Source organism: Halopenitus salinus (assembly GCF_042662125.1).
GTDB classification, from domain to species: Archaea; Halobacteriota; Halobacteria; order Halobacteriales; family Haloferacaceae; genus Halopenitus; species Halopenitus salinus.
Map to the genome: position 1 here is coordinate 157113 of NZ_JBHSXL010000002.1, position 23751 is coordinate 180863.

25 protein-coding genes, 1 tRNA gene and 4 pseudogenes are annotated in these 23751 nt (G+C 58.4%); 17 read left to right on the top strand and 13 right to left on the bottom strand.

Annotated features, from left to right (window positions below):
• Window positions 1-822: 822 nt before the first annotated feature.
• The 3 genes from ACFQE9_RS01905 to ACFQE9_RS01915 are packed head-to-tail and all read left to right on the top strand — an operon-like array spanning window position 823 to window position 2731.
• Complete coding sequence (locus ACFQE9_RS01905; RefSeq protein WP_379739503.1) at window positions 823-1767, top strand: hypothetical protein; 945 nt, start codon at window positions 823-825, stop codon at window positions 1765-1767.
• A gap of 2 nt (window positions 1768-1769) precedes the next feature.
• A complete protein-coding gene (locus tag ACFQE9_RS01910; RefSeq protein WP_379739506.1) occupies window positions 1770-2090 on the top strand; it encodes a DUF8156 family protein in 321 nt (106 codons plus the stop codon).
• A complete protein-coding gene (locus ACFQE9_RS01915) occupies window positions 2087-2731 on the top strand; it encodes a ribonuclease H-like domain-containing protein (protein ID WP_379739509.1) in 645 nt (214 codons plus the stop codon). Before ACFQE9_RS01910 ends, ACFQE9_RS01915 begins: the two co-directional genes overlap by 4 nt.
• Window positions 2732-2782: 51 nt before the next feature.
• Here ACFQE9_RS01915 and ACFQE9_RS01920 read toward each other — a convergent pair whose 3' ends face one another.
• The gene (locus ACFQE9_RS01920; RefSeq protein WP_379739512.1) at window positions 2783-3265 is read right to left on the bottom strand and encodes a toxin-antitoxin system TumE family protein; all 483 of its coding nucleotides are present in this window, start codon (window positions 3263-3265) and stop codon (window positions 2783-2785) included.
• A gap of 3 nt (window positions 3266-3268) precedes the next feature.
• Window positions 3269-3859 carry a DUF7342 family protein gene (locus ACFQE9_RS01925; RefSeq protein WP_379739515.1) on the bottom strand — a complete coding sequence of 197 codons (591 nt, stop codon included), beginning with the start codon at window positions 3857-3859 and terminating at the stop codon, window positions 3269-3271.
• Between the two features lie 232 nt (window positions 3860-4091).
• On the opposite strand from ACFQE9_RS01925, the gene ACFQE9_RS01930 reads away from it, so the two are divergent.
• A complete protein-coding gene (locus ACFQE9_RS01930; protein WP_379739518.1) occupies window positions 4092-6257 on the top strand; it encodes a type B DNA-directed DNA polymerase in 2166 nt (721 codons plus the stop codon).
• A 169-nt stretch (window positions 6258-6426) separates the two neighbouring features.
• Here ACFQE9_RS01930 and ACFQE9_RS01935 read toward each other — a convergent pair whose 3' ends face one another.
• From ACFQE9_RS01935 to ACFQE9_RS01950, 4 genes and pseudogenes are all read right to left on the bottom strand, one after another.
• Window positions 6427-7650: an RNA-guided endonuclease InsQ/TnpB family protein gene (locus ACFQE9_RS01935; RefSeq protein ID WP_379739521.1), complete on the bottom strand. Its 1224-nt coding sequence runs from the start codon at window positions 7648-7650 to the stop codon at window positions 6427-6429.
• An 8-nt stretch (window positions 7651-7658) separates the two neighbouring features.
• Window positions 7659-7799: a DUF2080 family transposase-associated protein gene (locus tag ACFQE9_RS01940; RefSeq protein ID WP_379739524.1), complete on the bottom strand. Its 141-nt coding sequence runs from the start codon at window positions 7797-7799 to the stop codon at window positions 7659-7661.
• 316 nt (window positions 7800-8115) lie between these two features.
• Window positions 8116-8612 (bottom strand): annotated as a pseudogene (locus ACFQE9_RS01945) (DUF8154 family protein).
• A pseudogene (locus ACFQE9_RS01950) lies at window positions 8605-8925 on the bottom strand (nucleotidyltransferase domain-containing protein); the annotation flags it as partial. The pseudogenes ACFQE9_RS01950 and ACFQE9_RS01945, both read right to left, overlap by 8 nt.
• Between ACFQE9_RS01950 and ACFQE9_RS01955 the strand changes: the two are divergent.
• From ACFQE9_RS01955 to ACFQE9_RS01970, 4 genes and pseudogenes are all read left to right on the top strand, one after another.
• A pseudogene (locus tag ACFQE9_RS01955) lies at window positions 8914-9969 on the top strand (heavy metal translocating P-type ATPase); the annotation flags it as partial. The pseudogenes ACFQE9_RS01950 and ACFQE9_RS01955 overlap by 12 nt on opposite strands.
• Before the next feature lies 1 nt (window position 9970).
• Window positions 9971-10408 (top strand): hypothetical protein, encoded by a 438-nt coding sequence (locus tag ACFQE9_RS01960; protein WP_379739527.1) that lies wholly within the window; start codon window positions 9971-9973, stop codon window positions 10406-10408.
• Between the two features lie 21 nt (window positions 10409-10429).
• A complete protein-coding gene (locus tag ACFQE9_RS01965; protein WP_379739530.1) occupies window positions 10430-11362 on the top strand; it encodes a cation diffusion facilitator family transporter in 933 nt (310 codons plus the stop codon).
• 26 nt (window positions 11363-11388) lie between these two features.
• Complete coding sequence (locus ACFQE9_RS01970) at window positions 11389-11772, top strand: SpoIIAA family protein (protein ID WP_379739533.1); 384 nt, start codon at window positions 11389-11391, stop codon at window positions 11770-11772.
• On the opposite strand, the pseudogene ACFQE9_RS01975 reads toward ACFQE9_RS01970, so the two are convergent.
• The 4 genes and pseudogenes from ACFQE9_RS01975 to ACFQE9_RS01990 form a co-directional block, all read right to left on the bottom strand.
• A pseudogene (locus tag ACFQE9_RS01975) lies at window positions 11769-13090 on the bottom strand (arylsulfotransferase family protein). The gene ACFQE9_RS01970 and the pseudogene ACFQE9_RS01975 sit on opposite strands and share 4 nt — an antisense overlap.
• Window positions 13087-13365 carry a DUF7521 family protein gene (locus ACFQE9_RS01980; RefSeq protein WP_379739536.1) on the bottom strand — a complete coding sequence of 93 codons (279 nt, stop codon included), beginning with the start codon at window positions 13363-13365 and terminating at the stop codon, window positions 13087-13089. Before ACFQE9_RS01980 ends, ACFQE9_RS01975 begins: the two are co-directional and overlap by 4 nt.
• The gene (locus ACFQE9_RS01985; RefSeq protein ID WP_379739539.1) at window positions 13362-13739 is read right to left on the bottom strand and encodes a helix-turn-helix domain-containing protein; all 378 of its coding nucleotides are present in this window, start codon (window positions 13737-13739) and stop codon (window positions 13362-13364) included. The genes ACFQE9_RS01980 and ACFQE9_RS01985 overlap by 4 nt, the downstream gene beginning before the upstream one ends.
• Before the next feature lie 437 nt (window positions 13740-14176).
• The gene (locus ACFQE9_RS01990; protein ID WP_379739542.1) at window positions 14177-15139 is read right to left on the bottom strand and encodes a transcription initiation factor IIB; all 963 of its coding nucleotides are present in this window, start codon (window positions 15137-15139) and stop codon (window positions 14177-14179) included.
• Between the two features lie 172 nt (window positions 15140-15311).
• Between ACFQE9_RS01990 and ACFQE9_RS01995 the strand changes: the two genes are divergently transcribed.
• From ACFQE9_RS01995 to ACFQE9_RS02015, 5 genes are all read left to right on the top strand, one after another.
• A complete protein-coding gene (locus tag ACFQE9_RS01995) occupies window positions 15312-15827 on the top strand; it encodes a COX15/CtaA family protein (RefSeq protein ID WP_379739544.1) in 516 nt (171 codons plus the stop codon).
• Window positions 15828-15930: 103 nt separating this feature from the next.
• Entirely contained in the window at window positions 15931-16917 is a 987-nt protein-coding gene (locus ACFQE9_RS02000; RefSeq protein WP_379739547.1) for a DsbA family protein, read from the top strand.
• A gap of 7 nt (window positions 16918-16924) precedes the next feature.
• Entirely contained in the window at window positions 16925-17341 is a 417-nt protein-coding gene (locus tag ACFQE9_RS02005; protein WP_379739550.1) for a disulfide bond formation protein B, read from the top strand.
• 98 nt (window positions 17342-17439) lie between these two features.
• Window positions 17440-18165 (top strand): CPBP family intramembrane glutamic endopeptidase, encoded by a 726-nt coding sequence (locus ACFQE9_RS02010; protein ID WP_379739553.1) that lies wholly within the window; start codon window positions 17440-17442, stop codon window positions 18163-18165.
• Between the two features lie 168 nt (window positions 18166-18333).
• Complete coding sequence (locus ACFQE9_RS02015; RefSeq protein ID WP_379739557.1) at window positions 18334-19488, top strand: multicopper oxidase domain-containing protein; 1155 nt, start codon at window positions 18334-18336, stop codon at window positions 19486-19488.
• 160 nt (window positions 19489-19648) lie between these two features.
• Here ACFQE9_RS02015 and ACFQE9_RS02020 read toward each other — a convergent pair whose 3' ends face one another.
• The 3 genes from ACFQE9_RS02020 to ACFQE9_RS02030 all read right to left on the bottom strand — a co-directional run bounded on the left by ACFQE9_RS02020 (window position 19649) and on the right by ACFQE9_RS02030 (window position 21537).
• Window positions 19649-19834: a DUF7333 family protein gene (locus tag ACFQE9_RS02020; protein ID WP_159670581.1), complete on the bottom strand. Its 186-nt coding sequence runs from the start codon at window positions 19832-19834 to the stop codon at window positions 19649-19651.
• Window positions 19835-20117: 283 nt separating this feature from the next.
• Complete coding sequence (locus ACFQE9_RS02025) at window positions 20118-20870, bottom strand: DUF7260 family protein (RefSeq protein ID WP_379739561.1); 753 nt, start codon at window positions 20868-20870, stop codon at window positions 20118-20120.
• Window positions 20871-20973: 103 nt separating this feature from the next.
• A complete protein-coding gene (locus ACFQE9_RS02030) occupies window positions 20974-21537 on the bottom strand; it encodes a plastocyanin/azurin family copper-binding protein (protein ID WP_379739564.1) in 564 nt (187 codons plus the stop codon).
• A gap of 98 nt (window positions 21538-21635) precedes the next feature.
• Here ACFQE9_RS02030 and ACFQE9_RS02035 point away from each other — a divergent pair.
• The 4 genes from ACFQE9_RS02035 (at window position 21636) to ACFQE9_RS02050 (ending at window position 23747) form a co-directional block, all read left to right on the top strand.
• Window positions 21636-21710, top strand: a tRNA-Glu gene (locus tag ACFQE9_RS02035).
• Window positions 21711-21750: 40 nt separating this feature from the next.
• Window positions 21751-22170: a hypothetical protein gene (locus ACFQE9_RS02040; RefSeq protein WP_379739567.1), complete on the top strand. Its 420-nt coding sequence runs from the start codon at window positions 21751-21753 to the stop codon at window positions 22168-22170.
• Between the two features lie 128 nt (window positions 22171-22298).
• On the top strand, window positions 22299-23510 hold the full coding sequence (locus ACFQE9_RS02045; RefSeq protein ID WP_379739570.1) for a hypothetical protein: 1212 nt from the start codon (window positions 22299-22301) through the stop codon (window positions 23508-23510).
• Window positions 23511-23564: 54 nt separating this feature from the next.
• Window positions 23565-23747 carry a hypothetical protein gene (locus ACFQE9_RS02050; RefSeq protein WP_201289634.1) on the top strand — a complete coding sequence of 61 codons (183 nt, stop codon included), beginning with the start codon at window positions 23565-23567 and terminating at the stop codon, window positions 23745-23747.
• The last annotated feature ends 4 nt before the right edge of the window (window positions 23748-23751 follow it).

A 23751-nucleotide genomic window follows, 5' to 3' on the forward strand; every position in this document is an offset into this window, starting at 1 on the left:
GCGATAGCGACTCCTCCCTACTCTATGCTACACACTAACACGACTTATAAGCTGGCAAAGCACAGTAATAGTGTATCATAGACCGGTTGCCACACGCGACAGCTGACCCCCGAATCACTCAATATAAAGAGACTGAGCAAACGGACCATTTCTGATGCTCCTGAAAACAACCACCGTGTAAACAGTTCTATGGCACCCCAACCGCGTACAGCAACTCAGGACGTGAGCGCGTCGATCAGCGAACAATTCGTTGAGCGCAGTACGATGGGCGCGTTCAATACTCGTCGAGTTTGACGTATGTTCGAACGAAGGGGGAAAGCTCGTTCAAGGAACCAGTAGCATGGACGATTCCAAGGTCGTTGAGTGCATGTTGGTCTTTGGTGTCCAGAGACTCGCCAAGGGGGTGGAGAACTGTTTGAAGCACATCGTGGTACCGTGAAGTAAGGAATTCCCGGGCAACGACGTGGACATTTGCGATATTTCAAGTTGAGTGGATTGACTCGTGGTGATCGGGGTTTCGGTGGTCGACGTGGGTTCGTGGGTAGCTCATAGTGCACCTCTTCCAACGTGGCGTTGAGCATTAACATTCCGAGCAGTCAGACTCGAGACTGCAGCTGTGTAGGTTTAACCAACACGCCGCCGGCAATACGGCCGGATGTTGGTTAACACGAAGAACACGGGATTCAGGAACTATTCTCGGAAACAGGATCCAAACAGAGGCTACCCGGGACTGTGCCGGGATTGGAGGGAATCAAGTCGAATTCCCTGAAACGCGGAAGCGACACGCCGCGGCTTATCGAGAAAGTGGACCTCTAGTCGAGTATGGGAGAACACTCAACGTCGAACCGATTGGCGGTGGACCAGCCGACACGGGGAGCCGACCGCAATCGGTCCCTCGCTGACCAGGCCGATCCGGCTACGGACGGGATGTTGTTGCCGTCACTCGGCGACGGCATCACGCTGCTCGACGTCGAGGGAGGCCGCGGCGTCCCAATCCTGCAGTCGCTCGTGCTCGACCATCTCCTCCTGCACGACGGGCCCGCCTTCTGGGTCGACGCAAATGGTCACGCGACGACGACGACACTCGCTCAGATCGCGCCCAGTCAACGGTTGCTCAACCGAATCCACGTGGCACGCGGATTCACCGCCTACCAGCACTACGGCGCCGTCTGTGATCTCCCGTCAGCGGTGAACAAGTCGATCCAGATGTCCACCGCCGATTCAGGGACGGCCGGTCGAGGGGCACCAGGTCACGACGAGGACACGTCGCCCCACACGCCCGCCCTCATCGTCGCACCGGCCGTCGACGCCCAGTACCGCGCCGACGATACCCTCGGCGAGGCCCACGCGAAAATCCTTCAGGCTCGAACTCTCGCCCGGTTGGCGACCTACGCCGAGGGGTACGACATCCCGGTGCTCATTACGCGAAACGAACGAAACGAATTCACCGAGCCGGTCGCGACGGTCGCCGACCACCATCTGGAGTGCGAGCAAACTCGGATAGGCCCACGGGTCGTCGGCGAGGACTTCGAGACGCTCGTCTATCCCGTCGACGACGGCGCGTACTACCAGACGACGTTCGCGTACTGGCGGCAGCTGCTCGCGGCACGCGCCACGCAGGTCGGCGTGGAACCGAGGACGCCGGCGCCATCGACGCCGACCCCAGAGGGTGTCGGCACGGGGGTCACCGCTGACGGTGAGACGGTGGCGGCCACCGCGGACCCCTTGCTCGATGCGTGGACCGCAACTGGGGCAGGAGGACGATAGCGATGGGGCGGACGAACCCAACCTACCGAGATGCGCTGCGGGCCATCGAAGAGCGCTGGGCGGAGTTCCGCCGGGCACTGCGGCGTCGCGACCAGCCGCGCTTCGACCGGCTGTTCGAGTACGCCCGCGAACACGCCGACGCGAGCGGGCTATTGAACCACCAGAACCCGCTGCTGCCGGCGCTGTTCAGCATCGATCTCGAACAGGAGGCCCGCCTCGACGACCACGAGGAACGTCTAGCAGAGCTTGAGCAACAGCTTTCGGAAACCGTGGTCGAACAACAGCAATCGCCTACCGAAGGCACCACTGGAGGATCAAAATGACTCAGTTGACGACAATCGCCTTCGACATCGAAACAACGGGATTTCAGGCCGGTGATGAACTCACAGTAGTTGGGTTTGACTCGGCGGTCTCGTCGCGAGTGTTTCTCCATACCGGAACGGCACCACAAGCAGACCTCGCGGATCGGCTCAACGACGCCCTCCAGACACCGGTACAGCTCTCACTCCATGACAGCGAACAGGGCCTCCTGAACGAACTGGCAACGTTTGTCGCATCGACACTCACTCAACGTGATGCAAAGCTCGTTGCATACAACGGTGAGCGGTGGAACGGAGGATTCGACCTCCCGTTCCTTCGCACACGGCTCTGTACACACGGCCTCGACTGGCCGTTTGGCACGTTGCCATACGTCGACGTGATGGACGTCTTCGAGACACGCTTCAATACGAGTGAAGACACGCTGAGTGGCGTATACGACGAACTGATCGGCGCCGGATTGAACGAGCTGGATCCATTCACCGACAGTAGCGAGGCAGTCACAGCATGGGAGGAGGGGGCCTACGGGCCACTCATCACTCACAACGTCGCCGATATCCGACGAACTCGAGCGTTGATGGAGCTTGCAGAACGGTATTGCTCAAAGTCAGATTTCTCTATGAAGTCGCTGGAGCCGATCGCTTGAAGAAATCGCGTCTCAGTAGAGATTCGTGGAGGAAAGCACTTGGATTGGTTCCTACGGCGGGTTGCGACCTGCATTGAGAGGTTCATACGAATTCGTGTGGTAGGCGACCCGCCAGAGTTTGAGGACGGCGCGAGTGACTAACTCTTCGGGAGACTGTGTGATACAAGACTCCTCGACCTTGTCTGGGTCAGAATTCGCATTCGGCGGTGGGTGGTAGTGTTCTAATCCGGGGACGTGGATGTAGTCGCCTGCGTGTGGGTGCTTCCCCCAGCGCAGATTCACCCCTTCCGTGTCGGTGTAGTGGAATTTGTAATCATCTCGTGTCGTCCACTGGATGTCGATTCGGGCCTCATCGGCCGCACATAGTCCGTCGTCAAGCACAACTTCGAGGACGGATGGATGGAGGTAGTCGTCGAGTTCAGCTGTTGCGAGCGGTTCCATCTCCTCGACGACGTCACGAATCGTCAGTAGCGCCGGCCGATCCGTAGCCCCCCGGAGAGTATGGGTTTCTGCTTGGTCAGACGAATCTCGCATTGCTCAGGCAGGGACGCTGTCGTCAGTCGAGCGATGATCGGTGTCGACGAACTGCTCAGCGTTCCCAATCGAGAGGGCAGCGTTCGCAAACGCGAGGTTCCGCCGGAGCGTCTTCCACTCACGAATTGTCTCTGGGTCGATCTCCTCCTGTGGGGATCCGGCCTCGGTAAGAGCCTGGTTCGTCTGCTCGACCGCCAATTCTTCTGGCGAGTCCACACCGAATTCGGACCGGTACTCGGTGAGCTGCTCGCGCATTTCCTGGATTCGTGTCACGAGTTCGTCAGTCGAGACATGCTCGAGGATGTCGGCAGCCTGTTCGACAACGAGTGATTCAGGTGAGCGACGATAGAGCGTACCACCCTGGTCGCCAGGTGCCGTCTCGACAAATCCTTCGTCAGCGAGTGTGTTCAGGTGCTTTCGCGCGGTCTTTGGAGCGGTCCGTGCATCGTCAGCCACCGCATCAGCTGAGACGGGACTGTACGTATGCGCGACGACGTGTCGAATGCGCTCGTAGGGCGTTGTTTCGGCCTCCCATTCCTCACCGACCGCCTCGTTGATGTCCCCAAACTCCTCCGGCGGGTTTCGGTCGCTCATATGGAAACGCACGGGATAGAGGAACATAGTCCTTTGGTACATTCCTATATTACTTCTATTGGAGAGTACACCGACTGAATCCAACGATATGAATTCCGGAAACCGTTCAGAGATAACGGAGAACGGACAAACGGCCAGAGAACACCAGTAGAGGCGCCCTTGGAGGCCTACGTTGAAATCCGGAAACGACACGCCATCGCTTATCGGCGACTCGAACGTCAGAGAGACGTAGATGCCGTTCAGCATCGACTTCCTGGATGACGGCCGCGTCCTGGAGTGGGAGGCAACCGCCGACGGCGCCGTCGCGACCGAGCGCGATGACTACACCCCGCGTTTCTACGTCGCTCCTCGCGACCCAGCGTCCGGCCTCGACCTCACGACACTTCAGTCGGTGTACGACCAGCACCCGGATGTCGTCGCGACCGAGCTGGTTGCGCGACGGCCGGACTTTCGACGAGACGAGGAGGCCGTTCTCGCGGTCGACGTCGCCCACATCGACCGCGTCACTCCACTCGCCCGGCAAGCGCGCCAGCTGTCGGACTATCCAGTCGGGGATCTCGCTTGTTTCAACGTCGACTTCTCGCGAGAGTTCCGGTACTGTCTGGAGACCGGCGCCGATCCGACGCCGGCGAGCGAGCTGTCGACGCTCCGGCTCAGCGTCCCGGTGACCGAAACGAGCAACGACGTCTACGAGAAACTACACGTCGCCGGCGACGCCGTCACCGGCTCGCCAACGGATCTCCTGACCGCCGTCCAAGGGGCACTCGAAGCGCACGATCCAGATGTTCTGATCTCCTCGACGAGCGAGATCGTCCCGACCCTGTACGAGATGGCGACGGACGCCGGCGTCCACGACTTCTCGCTAAGTCGGTGGCCGGACGTCGACTATCAGCAGCTCGCGAGCCGGTCGACGTACTCGAGCTACGGCCGCGTCGGTCACTCGCCGGCGCGGTACAACGTCCCCGGGCGGGCGATCATCGACCAGTCGAACACGTTCTTCTACGGGGAGACCAACCTCGACGGCGTTCTCGACCTCGTGTCGCGCTCAAAGAAGCCCATCCAGGAACTTGCGTGGGCGTCGATCGGGAACGTGCTCACGGCGATCCAGATCTGCGAGGCCCACGACCGCGGCGTCCTCGTCCCATGGAACTCCTGGCGCCACGAGTTCTACAAGCCGATGGGGACGCTCCACGACGCCGACCGCGGCGGGTTCATCTTCGCGCCCGAGGTCGGCCTCCACGAGAACGTCCATGAACTCGACTTCTCCTCGTTGTACCCGAACATCATCTGTACCCGGAACGTCTCGCCGGACGTCATCCGGTGTGACTGCCACAGCGACCGCGACGACGTCCCCGGCCTCGGGTACTCGATCTGCGACGACCGGGGCTACCTCGTCGACGTGCTGCAGCCGATCATCGACGCTCGCGACGAGATCAAGGCGGCCATCCGTCGCGAGAAGGATCGAGACAACCCCGACGAGGAGCGGCTGGCAGAACTCGAGGGGCGGTCGGGAGCGCTAAAGTGGATCCTCGTCGCCTGCTTCGGCTATCAGGGGTTCAGCAACGCGAAGTTCGGCCGCATCGAGTGCCACGAAGCGATCAACGCGTTCGCTCGCGAGATCCTACTAACGGCGAAACAGCGACTGGAAGCCGGCGGCTGGCGCGTCGTCCACGGCATCGTCGACTCCATCTGGGTGACCCCGGACCCCGACGTCGACGACGCGGACCGCGAGGACCTCGAGGCGCTCGCGACGGAGATTACGGAACGCGTCGAGATTCGGCTCGAACACGAGGCTCACTACGACTGGGTGGCGTTCGTCCCGCAGCGCGAGAGCGACGCCGGGGCGTTGACGAAGTACTTCGGCAAAGTCGCTGGCGACGACGAGTTCAAGATCCGAGGCATCGAAGCTCGGCAGCGTTCGACCCCGCCGTTCATCGAGGACGTCCAGCGGGACTGTCTCGAACGGCTCGATGCCACGCGGTCACCGGATGCGGTACTCGGACGGCTCGAACGAGCAATCGACGAACTGCAGACGGGCAACGTAGCAGTGGAGCGGCTCGTCGAGCGGAATCGTGTCTCCAAGCCGCTGGAAGGCTACTCACAGAACACCCAGAACGTGGCCGCCTTGAAACGAGCTCGCGAGCAGGACCTGGCAGTCCATCCGGGCCAGGATATCGAGTACGTGGTCCTCGACGACGAGAAGACCTCGCGAGAACGGGTCGCGTTGGCTCACGAGGAGATCGAGTCGTACGATCCGTCGTACTACGAAACGCAGCTGGTCAGAGCTGTCGAAAGTGTGTTGTCACCGCTTGGCTGGGATCGCTCGAAGATCCGTCGCGAGCTCGCAGAGACACGGGTGCCGGAGCTGACGGCGTTCGGGGCCTGCGAGCAAGATTAACCAACACAGGGATCGATTGAGAGAGCTTTGTTGGTTAACCACGATTCTCACGATGACGAACACCCATACCCCGTATGCGATATAATTCTCATCGTCCAAACTGGCGCCCATAGCTGTATGTTCGACTGAGAGTGGCAAAGTGGGTTACTCTAGAGTGAACTATCCCACCCTACCGCTCGCCTGACAGCTCGCGCTTGAGGGTGGGGCTTCCTGTTTCCACGACGCGCTTTGCATCCGCAACAGAGGACACAGGGAGCGCAGTCTCCACAGGCGTTGATTCGGAGCGTCCCGCTCCTAACCGCTTATTCACACCACGAGAAAGAATGTTCCACGCCGCGTTCGCGTCTCTATCCGCCTCAAACCCACACGCCGGACACGAGTGTTCGCGCACCCACAGCGGCTTGCCCGTCGAAACACCGCAGGACGCGCATTCCGTGGTGGTTCCTGCCGGATCTACGGCGACGAAGTGCGTGCCTTCGCGCTCGCATTTGTATTCTAGCATCCGCAGGAACGTCCCCCACGCCGCCCCTGCGCGGTTCCGTGAGTTGCCGGGGAGTTCGACCAGTCCGGCGGCGTCCAAGTCCTCTACGGCCACAAGGTCGTATTCTCGGGCGTAGTAGTTCGACAACTTGTGGAGGAAGTCGCGGCGCTTACTCTTCAACTCGGCGTGACGCTCGGCCACGACCCGGCGCTGTTTCTCCCAATTCGCAGACCCGTGTTCCTTCCGCGAAAGGTCGCGCTGTGCGCGTTCCAAGCGTTCGCGCTCATCGGATAGGTCGAGGGATTCGATGGCGGTCCCGTCGGTGTCGTGGGCGTACTTGAGAATCCCAACGTCGATTCCGACGCGCTTCTCGGGGTTCTCCGGTTTCTCCGGCGGGTCGTCCGGAGTTTCGACGCCGAGAATGGCGTACCACTTCCCAGTCGGTTCTTGCTTGACGGTGACTGTCTTGATTTCGGTGTCGTTGGGTAGGTCGCGGTGGAACGTGAGTGGGACTTCTCCTAGTTTCGAGAGCCATAGTTTTGTCCGACCGCTCGTGTTCTTGAGCTTGAAGCCGGATTGACTGTAGGTGAAACTGCGGTACTCGTTCGGTGCTTTCCACTTGAGCGTCCCCACGCGGTAGCCATTCTCTTTGCGGCCGCGAAGCGTCGAGAGGTTGTCGTACAGCCGTTGTACGACCTTCTGTAGCACCTTCGAGTGAACGTGTTTCAGGTCGTTCCACCATTTCTTGAGACTCGGCAGGAGTTTCTGTTCGCTGTATACCGAGGTGTTGTCGGTGCGGTTGAGTCGGTGAAGGAAGTGGTTGTAGACCTGTCTACAGGTATCGACAGACCACGCTAACCGTTGTTCGAGGGCGTCGGACGGGTGGAGTCGGTACCTGTAGTTGTAGTTCATCGAGTGTGCTACTCGTCGGGTTCGGTGGTCCGGACGACTTTCACGTCTGCGCCACGCCAACCCTTCGGGACGAGAACGTGAGCGCCGTTGCCGGTGGCTTTGGCCGTCCCGTCGATGACTTCATGACCTTCGATTTCGTGTCTGTCCATCACCAATGTTTATATTATGTTTTAACATAAAGATGGCGGTGGGCCTGTAGGCCGAGCGTCGGACGGGTTTGCTACCTGTGCGGCGTTTACGAGAGCAAAGCTCTCGTGTGCGGACGAGACGCACAGCGTCTCGTCAACGCTGTATCCCCTCCCTACTCGCTCGCTCCGCTCGCTCGTTGAGGAAGGGGCCTTATCGCCTCAATTCAGGTAAACTACGAAGATCCTCATCTATTTAACCAACTAATCCGCGTCTAATCGCATCTCGTGTTGGTTAATAGCCTTGATGACTTTCCCTCGACTACTTAGACACATTCGCCTACGTTGGCACCCCACAGATACATTCGTGCCCTTGTCGAGACCGCCCAGTCACGTATGCATGAATCTCGGTGGCGAGCTCATACATCGCGTCAGCACGCGATGCTGAGGCGAGCCCGTCCTGATAGTACGTTTTTGCCCGGTGGTCACGCCAGAGATCTGCGAGATCAGCCCCATCGATTCCCCGAAAACACCGGTCACCGCCGCCTCTCGGTAGACACCAGGATGCGTTCCGGGGAGATCGTCCGGCTGCATCGTGCCGCGTTCGAGGAGGCGGAATTCCACGGTCCGTTCGATAGCGACGAACGACGCTTCGATGACGAGGGTGTAGTAGCTTGCATCCTGAAGCGCCTCGGCGCCGGCGAGCAAGCGACAGGCCTTCCGCAGCTGAAGGAGGGCGGCATCCTCGACATCAAGTCCGGCCTCGATATCTGTTGGGCGGCGGTCGAACGCGGCTTGCACGTTGTCGATGAGTTGCTCGATTCGCGTACTACTCATCGGCGACGACCTCCTTTCGGAGCGAGTCAAGGTCGCCGCTGCCGTACACCGTAATACCCTCCCCGAATATTTCGCGGAGTTTTGACCCGGCTCTGCGTGCGCTCTCGGCGGATTCAACATACGGCTCGAACGCGAATCGGTCACCGTCGAAGCGTTCAGACTGGAGATCAGCAACGACGTTAGTAATTCGTCGGCGAGCTGTCGTCCGGTCGCCATCGACGACGACGAAACAATCAATGTCGCTCTGGCGGTCAGCCTCGCCCCGAGCGACGCTCCCGAAAATAACGATACCGAGGAGGTCGTCGACGTCGTCGCCTTCGACAAAACAGGGACGCTCACGAAAGGTGAGCTCACCGTCACTGACGTCGTTCCATTGAACGAGAATTCGGAGGAAGACGTCCTGCGGTGTGCCCGCGGGCTCGAACAACGGAGCGAACATCCCATCGGCGAGGCGATCGTCGCTGAGGCCGGCAGCATGGGAGTCGCCGAGCGCGAGATCGATGATTTCGAGAGCATCACCGGCAAGGGCGTCCGGGCCGACCTCGACGGGACGCCCCACTTCGCTGGCAAGCCGGGGCTGTTCGAGGAGCTGGGATTCGACCTATCACACGTCCACGCGACCACTGACGGCGGTGTCGTCACCCAGACAGCCAGGCAGATGTGCGACCTGAACAACTGCCTCGACCTTCTCGACGAGACCGTCCCCGAACTCCAAGCAGAAGGGAAGACCGTTGTCCTCGTTGGAACCGAAGACGAACTCGAAGGCGTCATCGCAGTCGCCGACGAGATCCGACCGGAAGCGAAGCGAACAGTGACGCGACTCAAGCAACTCGGCGTCTCCCGAACGGTGATGCTGACGGGTGACAACGAGCGGACTGCCCGCGCGATCGCCGAACAGGTCGGCGTCGACGAGTACCAAGCCGAATTGCTCCCCGAAGAGAAGGTGACCGCGATCGAGGAGCTCGTCGACGAGTACGACGGCGTTGCGATGGTCGGGGACGGTATCAACGACGCGCCGGCGCTCGCCACCGCCACAGTCGGCGTGGCGATGGGGGCAGCCGGGACCGACACGGCGCTGGAGACTGCAGATATCGCTCTGATGGGCGATGACCTCGCAAAGCTCCCGTACCTCTACGAACTCGCAAACGATGCGAACGGCGTCATCCGGCAGAACATCTGGTCGAGTCTCGCTGTAAAAGCCGGGCTGGCAATGGCAGTCCCGTTCGGATACGTCCCTATCTGGCTCGCTGTCCTCGCTGGCGACGCCGGGATGACGACGGCCGTCACCGGGAATGCGATGCGACTCTCTCGAATCACGCCGGAGACAGACACCGAAACTAACGCTCTGGAGGGATAATATGGGGACAGAGAACGAGGAAACTGTGAATTCCCATATGGTGGCCGACCAGCGAGAATACCCGTTCGGACTCTCGTCTCCGCAGTTTGCCGTCCTCGTAGTGCTCATTGGGCTCATCGGCCCCGGTTTGTTGGTATACACTCTCGAACAGGCGAACCTCTCTGCCGTAGCTGATCTCGTGTGGATCGTCGGCTATGGCACAACCATATTTGTCGTTTGGTTCATCTGGCTTCGTCCGCTCGACTTCAGTGGCTCCTCCGCCCAGGATACATCGCTCACCGAGGAATCGGAACAGTCCGACACAGCACCTGAAGAAGGCGATAGCGAGACCGAACCCTCGGACCGTACTGAATCATCGGCGGAGGATTCGCCGTTGGCGACCGAAGATAGGTCGAAGGAGTCTACTCAAGAAAACCCAGAGTCCTCAGATTCGAAATAGCTCTCCCTCCAAAATGAATGTATGAGCCCCCACGAGCATACACAAGATACGGCAGAACACGAATCCGCGTCTGCAACAGGTGGCAGTACGCGCCGGCTTGCACTCGTCGCGGTCGTCAATTTCCTTGGATTCGTCGTCGAATTGGCTGGTGGACTCCTGTTCGGGTCGGTCGCGCTTATCAGCGACGCACTCCACATGCTGTTCGATATGCTGGCGTACGCGATGGCGTTCGGCGCGAGCTATACCGCCGAACGGTTCGAGGGTGGCGAGGCGTGGTCGTACGGTCTCCACCGACTGGAGCCGGTTGCGGCCTTCCTGAACGGCGTCTTGCTCCTCCCGATGGTCGGATACATCGTCTGGGAGTCCTACCAGCGGTTCCTCGAGCCGGTGGCGATCAATCCAGAGTTGACGCTGATCATCGCGACGGGTGGCCTGCTGGTGAACATCGGCTCCGTGTACGTGTTGCAGGGTGGTGAGATGAGTCTCAACGAACGCGGGGCGTTCTACCACCTGCTCGGTGACGCCGGGGGATCTGTTGCGGTAATCGTCTCGACTGCCGCCGTCGCAGTGTTTGACCTCCCTATCGCAGACCCCGTGGCGGCCGTGCTCATCGGGCTGCTGGTGCTCGCGTCGGCTGGGAACGTCCTCCGAGAAAGCACCTCGATCCTGTTGGAACGGAGCCCGGTGTCGTCCGAAGAACTCCGGGATGAATTGACGACACTCGATGGTGTCGACCAGATCGAGGATCTCCACGTCTGGCAAGTCTGTAGTCAACTCACCGTGGCAACCGTCCGGTTCACCGATACGGCGACCACTCTCGAAGAGCAACGGGGGATTCGATCCCGAGTCCACGACCATCTCACGAATCGAGGGATCGATCATGCGACCGTCGAGTTCGTCGGCCACGTCGACCTCGACACTGACCCTGCCGGCACCACGAACCACTCCCACTAACCATGTCCATCACAGCGTCCAGTCGAATGTTTGAGGTACTGGACGAAACGAATGAGAACATCATTGCGATTCGCGTCGGGCGGGGCACGCGAGCAGGATACCAAGAGCTGTACTCGCTCCTCGTCGAAAAGAGCGACCAGTACGAGCATATCCACGTGTATGAGGAAGTTCCGAACTGGACGTTCAGGACGTTTCTCACACATCTCCACGGAGTGGTTCCCGATCTCCGGTACGGTTCTGACTTCGATATCGCCCGGTACGCCGCAGTCGGAGACTCGAGATGGGCGAAACTCCTCTTCGACTGGTGGCGTGCGATCCGACCGATCTGGCCAGTTTCGCCCGACAAGATGCGATATTTCGACGTTACGGAACGCGGGCGAGCTCTCGACTGGCTTCGGGAAAAGGTTTAGTTACGAATACGGTCGACGCCGCCGACGACGATGAGGAGCGCAGAGACAAGCGTCAGGCCGAGTTGTGGTTCCCGGAACCAGAATGGCGTTGACGGAACGACTGCCCGAAGCCCGACCAGCAGTAGTGAGAGGCCCGGCACGCCGGCGTCAGGGCTGTCGACGCTGCTTCCCTTAGTCGTGTACTTCGGGGCTCCGACAGACTCACCGTAGGGCAGTCGGTCGGCTTCGTATGGAATACGCTCTGTTCGAACGCTCCAGACGACAGTCCCGGATTCGTCGACCTCTACGAGTCGCCGGTTGAGCGTGTCGGTGATGAGCGTGTTTCCGTTCGGGAGTCGATCCGCATCCCGGGGCCAATCGAGCTCGACACCCGCTGCCCGATCAAGAGCCCACGCTGGCTCCCATTTACCGGCCTCCGTTCGATGCAGTTCCACGACTCGGTCGTTCTCGTTATCAGCGACGAGGACGGCACCATCCCCGAGCCACTGGGGGTTGTGCTGGTGGTTGAGCACGTCGGGGTCACCACATCGAATATCGCCATCATTGTCATAGTCGTTCAACTGGCCGGATTTCCGGCAATTGGCATCGTTCGAATCGGTCGTATCCTCATTGATAACCTCAACGACGCCCTCGCCGCGCTCGATAACGAGAAGCTGGTTGGCATTCCGTACTGAGACGAGATAGCGCCCAGGGCCGATGACGTCCACGTCGTTGATGTGCAGCCAGTCGGTCGTCGTCGGATCTTGTGGGGCGTCGTAGAACGAACTCGCATTCCACTGCCACGTAACTTCGCCGTTCTTGACAGTAAAGATACGCTCGTACTCCATATCCGTCACAAGGTATTCTCCCGTCTGAAGTCGTTCGACATCGTGGACTTCGCTGTTCTTGTTCGTTCGCACCGGGAAGCTATACTCCGAAAGCACCCGAGTGTCTTGACCGGGGTCGATGACTCGGAATCCCGTTCGGTACAGGGAGACTCGTACGGTCCGCACGAAGCGTACCCGCTGTCCATAAACCCAGCTAACACTGTTCCGTTCTCTGTTTGCGTGACGTCGAAATAGGTATCAGCACTCGATTCACGCCAGGTAGTGTTCGTACCGTTGAGGAGGTAGACGCTGCCGTATTCGTGCCAGCCTGGGCCACCCCCCTGAGACCCGACCAAGGTTCGGGACGTCTGATCTGTCTCCGAAGCCGTCCCAATCGCAGGGGCGAGCATTGCACTGCTAACAAGCGTGAGAACGAACAGAACCACGCCGAAAAGGATTAGGTAGCTACCCCGACGGAGATCAGGAACGGCACCATTCGGAACGGAGTTCATTTCTGGATATACAGCGAGTACATGATGACCGCGAGGCCAAGGGCGACGAACAGGCTATTGATGAGTACGCCGAGGGCCAATCCGACAGAAAAGAACTGATTGGCCACTCCAGTCAGGATTGCCCCGAGTGTGATGATACCGAACCCGACACCAAGGACGCGGAGCGAGTCCTCACCCGTACGTCGATAGGCTTTAAATGCAATGTAGGTGATCCCGCCACCGAGAAGCAGGATTACGAACTTGACGACTGCAATCGCCGTGATGACGCCGTTCATACTTCGTCCCCCATCATCGACCAGATATCTGCAAGCCGTTCGTCGGTAGATTGCGGCGGCCGATCGACATTCACTGAAAACGTACCTGTGTCGTCCATAGAGATCGTGACGTCCTCGAACGACCGTTCGTAGTAGGTAACCCGTCCACCTCCAGGGTTGATCGTCTCTTGTTCTCGAACGAGGGAAGCGGAACTGAGGAGTTCTAATTTTCGATACAGCGTCGACTTGGGGATGTCACATGCGTCGAGGAGTGCGTTCGCAGTCATTGGTTCGATAGTTTCCCGGAGAATAGTCCGACACGCGGGATCATCCAGCGCATCGAGGACATCCTGCAGCTCCGAAGGGTCCTCGGAAGACACTGAATTATCTCCCATTATTCGAGAATACGTGTTCGTCGGGAAATGGAGTCCGATTATGGACGAGAGGCTCCATCGGCACCCCGTATTCATTACGGATCCGGGCTGGGGAGTGTTGATGGCTGATCCATCCAATGAGGGCAAACATAGTGACACAGTTATGAAACGTTATGATTCCTGTTGAGTTTCGAGTCGTTGTTCGCCGGCGTCGGTAATCTCGTAGAGACCCCTCCCGCGCGGAACAATACAGCCCTCACTGTGGAGATGAGTACACGCTTGGTTGATAGTGATCGGGTGCCCATCGACGATATTAGTGATCTCCATCACATGGCAAGGTGACTCGTCAACGAGCACCTCCAATACTTCGATCTCGGTCTGTATTGAGAACACGGTCATAGTAAATAACGTGTCATTGGTATATCCGTAGCTGTATTTCGCCCGCAAAGGCCGGCCGGTCAGTCATGCTGCGCGTACACCTCGAGAAGCTCTTGGTATCGATTCCGGATCGTGACTCGACTCACGTGGGCGACCTCACTCACCGTCTCCTGTGTGAGCTGCTCGTTCGTGAGGTGGGTCGCAGCATACAGCGCGGCAGCCGCCAACCCGGCTGGACTTTTCCCACTGTGGACGGCATTATCTGTAGCTACCTCAAGCAGTTCCCGCGAGCGCCGTTCTGCTTCGTCGCTCACGTCAAGCGATGACGCGAATTGTGGGATATATTGCGTGGGGTCCTCGGGCTTGATCTCCAGCCCGAGTTCTCGGGACAGATATCGGTACGCTCGCTGGATCCGGATTTTCTCGACACGGCTGACGTCGGCGAATTCAGTCAGCGGCCGTGGCATTCCGTGTTGTCGGGCAGCCGCGTACAACGACGCCGTCGACATTCCTTCGATCGAGCGACCCGGGAGCAGGTTCTGCTCTACAGCACGTCGGTACAGGACGCCTGCAGTTTCCCGAACCGATTCCGGAAGTCCCAGGGCGGACGCCATACGACTGATCTCCCCAAGCGCTTGCTTGAGATTCCGCTCGTGGGCATCCTTCGTCCGGAACCGCTCGTCCCACGTCCGAAGGCGCTGTAATTGAGCACGTTTGCGACCCGAGACCGCCTGTCCATAGGCGTCCTTGTCCTGCCAGCCGATAGTCGTGCTGAGTCCCTTGTCGTGCATCAGCTGCGTCGTCGGAGCCCCGACCCGACTCATTTCATCGCGTTCATCTGACGTGAACGCACGCCACTCAGGACCGTGGTCGATTGGATTATCTTCAAAAACCAATCCACAGCTTTCACAGGTCGCCTCACCGCTATCGCCATTCTGGGTGATATGGCCCTGACACTCGGGACAGGTGTTGTCGTTAGCAGACTTCACCTCACGGTCGCGTTCATCTATTGACCGTTCCTGGGTATGTTCTTGAGACATCATAATCTCGGCCTATAGGGGTTTTCCCTACAAACCGTGGGTTTTCTTAACAGTCCCGTGGGACGGCTCCTCAATGAATCGCTGGCGGTGTCCCACTCGCTGGGAATCCGGCCTAACACTTTGTCTCCAAGACATCAACTCCTCACACCGCAAGTCAACGTCCCTACCCACTATTATGTCTCAAGCCCGACTCCGCTGGCACGATTTGCGAACCACAATTTCACAGATTCCGGTCGAGTACAGGCATATCGCCGGTTTCACGCTACTAGTGACGTATATCGTGATGCTTCTCGGAGCCTACACTAGTGCAATCGGTGCTGGACTTTCCTGTCCTGATTGGCCAACCTGCTACGGGACGTGGGTTCCCTTCCTTCAACCCGAGATCATTGCTAACTCGCCATACTCTGCACTCCAAATCTTCGCTGAGTGGGCTCACCGTGGACTGGCGATGACGGCCGGGGTTCTGATCGTCGGCACGACCCTTGGAGCGTGGGTGACACACCGGAATACCCCGATTGTCAAATGGTCGGCCACGGCCGCTCTCGCCCTCCTTCCGTTACAGGTTATCCTCGGAGGATTGACCGTCACGGAAGATCTCCAACCGATCATCGTGACGACTCATCTTGGCGTGGCAATTCTTATTCTCCTCTGTCTCCTGACGACCTGCCTCGTCGCATATCTCCGCCGCTGATGCCCCTTGCGTATAACACAATGCCACAGATACCGACGATTCAGCTCACTATGAGAGCAGAACACGGAGCCTATGAAATCTACACTTGGAGTAGTGATCACGAATGACTGCCCATACCTGCCCGATCTGTACAGATCAATTCGAAACAGCGGGAGCAGCGCGCGACCACACATGGAACGCTCACAGCGCATACCACTATTGTGGTGAACAATTCGGTGACGAAACTGACGAGCAGCTCTATAGACACTGGCTCGTCGCGCACCCCGACGACCTCTCACGTGTGGATTACAAACGGGCTGAGACAGTCGTTGATTCACTCACGTTCTCAGAGCGGCTCTCCGAGGGAGGTGTCGGGGCTGCTGTCGGAGGACTAACCCGCCGACAGCTTCTCCTCGGCGGTGGTGGTGCCGCCACTGCCGGTCTCGTGATCGGCGCCACCGCTCTCTCTAACAATACGAGTACTGAGCCGGATGACGACGCGACTGCTGGAGGTGATACGGGTGCCGTTACCACTGCCCCGATTCCCGACTCGCCTGGAGACTTCCGCTATGCGACGATGGGGTCTGCTGATGCCGATGTCACGGTCACATACTTCGGGAGCTGGAAGTGTCCGTACTGCGCCCAGTTCAGTACGGAGATGCTTTCACAACTCGTGACGGACTACGTGGAACCAGGAACAGTCGCGCTCGAGTTCCGCAATCTCGCATATATCGGTGGCGACCCGTTTTTGGGCCCCGATGCACCGGCAGCCGGTCAGGCCGGATTAGCCGTCTGGAACACCGACCCAGCCTCGTACTGGCCGTTTCACGAATACGTGTTCCGGAATCAGCCGCCCGAAAGCGACCAGTGGGCGACCGCCGATAGGCTGGTTGAGTTTGCTCAGGCAGCAGGCGTCTCCGAGACAGCGTCGATCCGCAGGGCGATCCAAGAAAACCAGTACGACGACGCGCTTCGGGCGACTGACAGGGCTGCGAGCGATTCCGGTGTCGACGCCACACCCACGCTCCTCATCAATGGCACGACGGTCAACCCACTCGGAAACGAAGAGCGAGCAAGACAGTTGATCGAAGATGCAGCTGGATCAAACTGAGTCATGGATGTCCGACGGACGATTCTGGCTTGCAGGCGGGGCAGGCGTCGCGGCGATTGCAACCTTCGGAAGCCTCTGGTTCAGTCTCGGCCTCGGTCTCGTTCCGTGTACCCTCTGCTGGTACCAACGTATCCTCATGTATCCGCTCGTCGTCGTTCTCGGCGTTGCCGTTCTCGAGAGCCACAACACAATCTGGCGAACGGTCGTTCCACTGACCGTGATAGGAGCTTCAATCGCGGGATATCACTCCGTACTCCAAGCAACAACGGCCTCATGCACCTTTGCTGGCCCCTGTGCAGTCGTCCAGTGGCAGGCACCAGTACTCGGACTCACGATTCCGAATCTCTCACTCATCGCGTTCGTGTTCGTTACGATTACAGTCCTCGCTGGATCCAACCTCGTCGAACCTGAACGTCAGCTATGAACAAAATCACTACCGCGGGATGTCTTGGAATGAATAGCGCCGCAATCGACCTATCGAAGCCAGCTTGTAGGGTGGAGCCCTACGCTCACATCTGATTAATGTCGTCGATATCTCGCTTCCGGTCTGTCGCCTCGGCGATTGGTCTCACGTATGGGTCATACGTCGCGGGGGCTATCGTAATCCTTGCCGTCGCGACAGTCGTCGGGTTGTTCGGAGTCGACCTCGCATCGCGCCCAGCCCTCAGACTGGTTGTGAGTACGTTCTTCCTTCAAGGAGTGACGTTTGGGGGCATCGCCATTCTCTATCTCAAAGGCCGTGATCTCGGATTGGGATTCGTTCCAGTTCGTCTCCCTGGCAAACGTGATGGGGCGGTGATTGTTGGCGGGAGTATAGCGATTTTGGGGTTGCTCTTTGTGGCGTCCTCAGTAATCACAGCCCTCGGTCTGAACTCGGCTCAGAATCAGATCGTCGAGGTCGGGCGGCAAAATCCGAGTGTATTTCTTCTTCTGATCCCCCTCCAGTTCCTGTTGGTCGGCCCGGGAGAAGAACTGTTGTTCCGGGGCCTCGTACAGGGCACCCTACGTGAAAGTCTCCATCCGGCTCGGGCAATCATCCTCGCAAGCGCTCTGTTCGCATCGATCCATCTCTTCTCGTTGTCAGGGGAAGGCAAACTGGTGTACATCGGTATCGCATTCGTTCTGGCCCTCGTACTGGGAGCAGCATACGAGTACACGGACAATATCGCAGTACCGGCTGTGATTCACGGGACGTATAACGCGGTGCAGTTCGCAGGGGCTTATCTGACGGCGACGGGCGGATTCTGAAAAACTGACCACTTTGTCGCCTCAATTTTTGACTCCTAACGGCGACCAAGTATAGATGAGAAGCCGCCATCTCCATTCGCCTTGTGCCGAACATATCCACGCGCTGTCCCGTGAATTGGGACACCGCAGTCGCCCTATGTTTAGGCCACCCAAAATACCGAGTGTATTATGACCACACGTTTCGGCGCACCCGGAACCGGACTGTCTCGGCGTGAGTTTCTCGCGGCAACTGGCGCGACCGGCATCGCTTCGTTAGCAGGCTGTTCTGCGGGCGGAGCCAACGAGCCAGCAGCAACGAGCGATACGCCCACGCAGGCACAAACTGACTCGCCTAATCTCCCCTACACCAGCCCTCCAACAATCGTCAACGTCGACGAGCAGGGTGGCGAAGTGACGATGCGGACTCAGCAGGCCCGCCACGCGGTCCACCCGCTCGATACAATGGGTGGGCCCGTCGAATTCCCGCGCGTCTGGGCGTTCCAGGCCGACGACAACGACCCCAGCGTCCCAGGCCCAATTCTCAGAACGACCGAGGGTAACGCGATGGAGGTGACACTCGATAACACCGATGGCCGACGCCCCCACACGATTCACTTCCACGGAGTTCGCAAGACGTGGGAGAACGACGGCGTCCCGACGACGACCGGGATTCAGGTCCCGCCAGGGGAGACACACACCTATGAGATTCCCGCTAACGTCCCTGGAACGCATTTCTACCATTGTCACTTCCAGACCCACCGACATATCGACATGGGCATGTACGGGATCTACCGAGTCGATCCCGAAGGCTACGAACCGGCGGACCGCGAATACTTCATGACGATCAAGGACTGGGATTCGCGGGTTCCGCGGAAGTGGGCCGGTGAGGCGGACTTCACATACAATTCGGCCAGTCGCAATCCGGACGTATTCACCGTCAACGGGAAGAGCGCACCCCGGACGCTACACCCCGAAGAAGGGTCACCGATCATCGTCGACGAGGGCGACTCAGTTCGTATCCACCTCGTTAACGGTGGGTACATGTCGCACCCGATGCACATCCATAACCACCGCTTCCAGCGTGTCGAAAAGGACGGCGGGACGATTCCGGAGGCTGCCCGCCACGACATGGACGTCACGAACATTGCCCCTGCTGAACGACACACGATCGAATTTACTGCCGATGCAGACCCCGGTATCTATTTGATGCACTGCCACAAGGTCAACCACGTCATGAACGGCACGTTCTATCCCGGCGGGATGCTTACCGGCGTGGTCTATCGGTCCGTCATGGATACGGACATCTTCAACCAGCTTATGGAGTACGCCGGTTACTCCACGTAGAGACTCTCTACACGACGACCAGGACTGGGTCCAACTGAACGATAGGGGTTACCCGGCTCTGGTGGATTCCTGTTGCATGTATCGGAATAAATCTGAATCAACACAGCTGGGGGCTAGCATGGACCGCAACCCAGCGGACTTCGGCTACTGAGTCGGCCTATTATGGACTGGCGCGGAACTCGCCATGTTTCATTCCCAAGAAGAACGCGATGACCGAGAAGACAATCATCGAGGGTAGAACCATCATAAAGACCGTCGAGGAGGTCATCACGGTCGTGAGCGCAATCGCCGCGACAGCGACAATTACGACGAGGGGAGCCACCGAGCGCACAAAGTCGAATTCCATATGTACTGTTGTGACCGGATAGACAAAACCGTTAACAAAGTAGATTTGCTGGAAACCGGCACTGACACGGGGCGAGCGGAAGCCCACCCCTTCACAGTAGTTGATGAAGTGGATTATTTGATGTGTTTGACGCCCAATCACGCCGATTCTGAGAGTCGTGCACCCGGTCCACGGGGTCTTTCGATTCCATCGCCGAATTTGCCAGCACTAATCGCAGCCAAATCAGCAACTACTGTTCAGCCATGGGAGGACATCAAGACTGAGTAGAAGGTGAAAGAGAGAACTACTCATATTGGGAGATGATCTCCAAGATATCGACAAACGTCGCCAATACCGGATAGTCAACCTCCAGACCCTCATAGAGGTACGAACAGAGGTCAGTGTAGGCATCCACGTCTGCCGACTGATCGATTCGATGAGCGTGGATTTCCTCCTGCCGTTGCTGGATCCAACTCTTACATTCATCGTTCAACATGTGAAGCGTGTCGTATCGATCGGTCAGTTCAGTATCTGAGATTCCCTGTGATTCCGTAGAATCAAGTTCTACTATCGCCTCTCGGATCTCTTGACCTGTAGATTGTGCGTCTTTGAGCGTAGTGAATTCAGCCTTGAGCGCCTCCAGAAAGACCCGGCGGTTGTCAATACACTGCTGTGCGGCCTCGAGGAGTTGTTGTTTGATGAGCGGTGAGAACGTAGTCGCTTCCGAAATTAGAACCAGCACGTCGACACCGAATTCGGCACTGAGGCTCTCCTCGAACGAATCACCGTACACGTCGCTGTAGTGGCCGACCGCCATCACAGTATCATGATACCACGGCTCGATGGTATCACGAATCGACTTCTCTTCGGATGTAAGGTTCTGATCCACTCCAACAACGGACCGTTCGAACCGAGGAGTCTGTGTGTCAACGGTCTGAATACGCTGGTGAAACCGTTGGAATGCTCGACATTCGCGTTCGACCTCGCGTCGTTCTCGCCGAACACTATCGAGGGCAGCATCCGTGTATGTCGGCCACGAGCCTTGTGCGAGCGTCATCGACAGCGTGTGTCTCCGTACTGACGGTCCGAAGCACTGTCAGTGTCGACCATATGGTGTACAAGTGATTCTGGAGCGCACAGCTCGCAGGGTACGCGACCGCCTACCCGGAGAACGAGCTGTACGAGACGCTGCCTTGATCGACGATGGTCTGGCTTTCAGGAACGTCGCCGTCCGGCGGCATACTCCCCTCCGCGGGACCGCCGGGTTCGCCAACGACAATCCGACCAACCATCTCCAGGGACTTGTGCGGGATACAGAAATAATCGTACGTCCCCGTAGTCTCGAACGTATGCTCGTAGGTCGCACCCTTTTGGCTCAGCGTTTCACTATTGAACGCCTCCGCTCCCTCGGGGATCCGAGTTACTGAGGCCGAACTCGTGCCCTCTTTGTAAGCGGTTGCTGAGTGGCTCCCACTCTGGATTTCGAACGTGACTGTCTCACCTGATTCGACGAACAGCCCGATTGGATCGAAATAATACTCGCTCCCTTCGGTGACCATCATGACAGTATTCGAGTCGCCCGACCCACCAGCCGTCTCCTGCGTTGCGGTCGTGGTCGGCTCGTCGCCACCGTCCCCGTTCCCCGAACTGCTACATCCTGCGAGACCAGTTACGCCACCTGTTGCTAGGATTCCAGCTGTCTTGAGAACTTGTCGACGTTCCATACCGGGATATCAAAGCCCTCAGCATAAGGGGAAACGGCGGATTCCCAGTGAATAGGACACCGCCTGAATTTGAAGTACTGGGGCCACAAGTTCGAGATGCTCCGTTAGTGTAGCTCGGCCAATCATCTCGGCATCTCACGTCGCGGACCGAGGTTCAAATCCTCGACGGAGCATTCCCCATTCGTTCCATTGCTCTACTCAGAACCCTCACAGATGGCCACCGCACAAGAAGAAACCGAGGAACACATTTTAACCCGTTATGTCTCTGTAGAGATCTGTGCAATCACCAGCCCGTGTCTGATTGTTCTTGCCACCGCCACGGTCGTATACAGCTGGCCACCGGCTGTTCTCGGATGGTTTGTATCCGGCTTACTCGGACTTCTTGTCGCCGTAGCTTCCGGTCGGACATCAGCAATCAAGCCCAGTCTCGTCAAGTGGCCCCGGCCTGAGTCGAGAGGCGATTTAGCGGTGAATGCCATCGCGTACAACGGCGTCTTGATTATTAGCACCGTCCTCGGGCAAATCGTGTGGACAGCAGCGAATAGTCTCCTACTCGCTGCAGTGGTTGGAGCCGTTCTTCCGGTCTGGTTCCTCAAGCATATACAGTTCCTCGTATTTCTGGACAGCGAGTGAATTCACCGTGCCGGTCATACTTTCGGAGGAGGATATTTCCACACCCAGCATGATCCAACGACAGTCAAACCCAGGATATCAGGGGTGAATCAGTCAGGTAGAAGTGGCTCCCTGTCCAAGACAGAATAATGTCACCAGAAGAGCGTCAACCACGTGGGGCCCCCTCCCGTGGACAGACCTCTCGAATCGGATCTATTCGGCCACTCTCTGTACTTCTCGCAGCGATTGTTACGCTCACTCAGGTTCCCGTCGCGTCCGCCCACGGTACAACCGGAAGCGGTGGACTCTCGCAAGGACACGGTGTAATTATTGCTTTCGTTGGTGCCGTTATTCTCGGTGGATTCATCCTTCTCAAACGGACAGATCGGATCACGGAGACAACCGCTCTGTACGGCGTGTTCGCCGGTATCGCTATCACTGCACTCGGAGCTGTACTCTTCGAAGGGCTCTCCCCAGATCCGACATATACTGCGAGTTCGATGCCGTTCCCCCGAGCGTGGTATCAGCCACTGGCGCTGCTGAGTGGCTTGGGCATCATGGTCGCGAGCTTCGTCGTTGGGTGGCTCCGCTGGCCATCCCGACCACGGTACACGTTCCTCGGCATCCTCATGGGATTGTGGATCTCGTACCCCTACCTCCTTCCAGGACTGGCAAGCGATACGCATCCACTCGGGTACGCAATCGTCCTCGGCACGCCAATCCTGGTCGGTTATGTCGTCTGGAAGGACGCAGGGAGTGTCATCCGCGCAGTCATGCGTGATCCAGTTGCGCGTCGCTTCGGCATCGGCGTCGGTGTCGTGTTAGCACTCTTTTTCGTCTCTATAACAGGATACCTCTCGTTTTTCCCCGAGGAGGGCTTCCCCGAAGAGGTGACGGTCGTCGTTCTACCCGCAATCTATCAGCTAGTATCGTGGCCGACGCTCGAAATCGCGATTCCGCATCTCCCGTTCATACATATCCCGTTCTTCCTAGCCCTGTCACCCGGCCAGGTCATCGTCGTCGGGATGCTGAGCGCACTCATCGGATTGAACGCCGCGCTCATCGCCCGGCACTGGCGCGTCGAGGAACGAGCCGGCATGACCGAAGGGACCGCCGGAAGTGCTGCAATCGTCGGGACGTGTACCTGTGGGTGCTGTGGGCCACTCGTTGCGAAGATCGCGGTACTTGCTGCCGGGCCATCGATTGCCGCCCCTCTCTACTGGGTCTTCGTCGATTCGGCCTCGCCGCTCAGTGCAGTATTCATCGTTGGAAGCTTCGTCCTCTTCACCGGAAGTCTGATCTACTCGGTCCAAGCAGCCCGACAGCCCGATCAATCGGCTGCCATCATCCCGGCCGACTGAGGTAAGGTATCTACCGTGATCTCACGGTACCAAGGGGGACAAATGTCTCAATATATGAAGGGGAAACGTCGTCAGTACGTGTTTTTGGTACTGGCAGCGGTACTGATCGTTGTCGGTACCCTCGCGACCGGCTTCCTCCTGTCGACCCCGTTCTACCAGATCTTCTCTGGAGCTATCATCGTCGCGGGCTTTGCGGTCGGGTACGCGGGCCTCAGTGTCTTCGAACTTCTCAACTGAAGCG